This is a genomic window from Streptomyces albus subsp. albus (assembly GCF_000719865.1).
Lineage (GTDB): Bacteria > Actinomycetota > Actinomycetes > Streptomycetales > Streptomycetaceae > Streptomyces > Streptomyces albus_E.
In genome coordinates, this window is the sequence record NZ_JOID01000069.1 from 1 (window position 1) to 2186 (window position 2186).

General features: G+C 73.6%; 1 protein-coding gene. It reads left to right on the forward strand.

Features of this window, described 5'->3' with window-relative positions; genetic code table 11:
- The first annotated feature begins 255 nt into the window (after positions 1-255).
- Positions 256-921: a pentapeptide repeat-containing protein gene (locus IF83_RS0129365; RefSeq protein WP_030549398.1), complete on the forward strand. Its 666-nt coding sequence runs from the start codon at positions 256-258 to the stop codon at positions 919-921.
- Positions 922-2186: the final 1265 nt, after the last annotated feature.

Here is a 2186-nt window from a genome sequence, read left to right on the forward strand (position 1 = left end):
TCGCACGCCTTGCCCTTGTGGCATGACCTGATCAGCCGGTTTGCGTATTCCCCAACGGAGTCGTGAACGCCCGGGGTTCCTCGCAAGAACCGGCTGAACCGGCGCAGGCAGCCCGGCCCGTCGGGTCCGCCCGGCCCGTCCGCCTTCACCGGGGACGGGCCGGGCATCGCCATCGTCCCCGTCCCCCTGTCAGTGGCCGCGCCTATGGTCGGACGCGACCGGTGCTCAGCTCCGCCCACCCCCTGCGAGGCCCCCATGAAGCACGCCGTGCCGCCGCCCCGCGATCTCGGGGACCTGCCGTACGCGGAGTATCTGGAGCCGTTCAGCGGGGCGCTGGGTCCGGAAGCCGTCCACGACACCCGGCACTTCGACGGCGACACCTTCGAGAACGCGGACAGCGGCAGCGCGCGGTTCACCGAGTGCGCGTTCTCCTCGGTGGCCTTCACCGGCGGCCGTCTCCGGCGAGCCCGCTTCAACGACGTATGGCTGCACGCCTCGCGGCTGGTGGGGACGGACCTGGCCGAGACGGACTGGCTGGACGCCGAGGTCGTCTCGGGCTCGCTCGCCGGACTGGAGATGTTCGGCGCCGAGCTGCGCCGCGTCACCTTCCATCAGTGCAAATTCGACTCGGTCAACTTCCGCACCGCCACCTTGCGGGAGGTCTCCTTCCGGGACTGCCTGCTGCGCGACGTGGACTTCGGCGGCGCGGCCCTGACCGACGTCGCGTTCCCCGGCACGGAACTGGACGGAGTGCGGTTCGAGAAGGCGCGGCTGGACAGGACCGATCTGCGCGGAGCTGTCCGCCTCGGGATCTCGGCCGGCTACGACTCCCTGCGCGGGGCCGTCATCGACGACGCGCAGCTCCTGGCGATCGCGCCGATGCTCGCGCAGGCGCTGGGCATCACGGTCCGGGACCGCTGACCCGGCCGCGCGGCTGTCCCACCGGTGCGGGCCCACCGCCCGTACGGCTTCGCGCGGCGCGTGCGCCCGGCCGGCCGGGCACCGACGGCTCGGCAGCCCGCACGGGCAGGCAGGGGCCCCGGCGGATCGCGTGCGGGCGGGGCCCTGCCTGCCGTGGCGGGATCGGGCGGCTTCGTCCGGCATCACCTCCTGTCCGTTCCGCGACAGGAGCGGGTGGAAGGGTTCGCGCTGGGGTGTGCGGGGAGATGGGGTGCGCGCTCGGGCGCCGCGCTTGGGCGTGCGGGGAGATGGGGTGCGCGCTCGACGCCGGTGCGTTGCGGGGTGCGGGGTGCGTTGCGGAGGCGCGGGGTGCGGGGTGCGGGGTGCGTTGCGGAGGCGCGGGGTGCGGGGTGCGGGGTGCGTTGCAGGATGCAGAACGGCGACCGCGGGTGCGTTGCGGCCTTGTCCGTCGCCGTCCTCACGGGGTGGCGTCCCCGTCCAACCGGGTAGTGCAGAGGGCTGGAACTCCGGACTCCCGAGGCCAGGCGTGATGGTCCGCTCTGTCCGGCGTTCACTCCCCCTCACCAGGACGTTTCCTGGACCGCCGCATCCACAGGAATCGTCACGGACCGTGAACCGGAGCACCCGCGGCCCGACCCCCTCCGCCACGCCATGGGAGACGCCCCTCGCGGGAGCCGCTCCGGTCGCCTTGCTGCTTGTCAGCTTCTGTGGCGGGTGAGTTGGGCTTACGGCGCCGGGTGGGCGGCGCGGTGGTGGTGGCGGGCGCGTCGCGGTCCGGCGGGGGTCGCTGCGGCTGGGGTTACGGCATCCGTGCCGAGGGCGGGCCCGTGGTCGGTCGTCTATCCGGGGCCTTATGCCGCCGGGGTCGGTTCGAAACGCGATATCACCGGCATGATGACGCCCCGGAGGGGACGCGTGTCGTGTCGCGTCGCGTCCCGACACGCGCCGGTTTTCTTCGGCTGTCCCGCCGTCGTGGCGGGCTGTCGGTGGTGGCGGTCGTGGCGGTGGTGGTGGAACGGCTGTCGTGGGCGGCTGCGACCGTGTCGGCTGCCGCTGGGGGCGGGGTGCCGGGGATCTTCGGCCAGGGTTGGGGCGACGGGCTTCCCCGGTGGCCGGTCCATGGCGGTCGGCGGGTCGGTCACGGGTGAGCACTCAGTACCGGTGGACGGTTTCGGGGCGCACGCGTCGGTGTTGTCCGGCCTTCGGGCCGTCGTGGCGGGCTACCGCCGGCAGCGGTGCCCAGAGGTGGCGCCAGGGGGTGTGCG

What these genes read in the sequence shown, in the direction of transcription:
- IF83_RS0129365 (WP_030549398.1), top strand. Translation starts at nt 256, where the DNA reads ATGAAGCACGCCGTGCCGCCGCCCCGCGATCTCGGGGACCTGCCGTAC.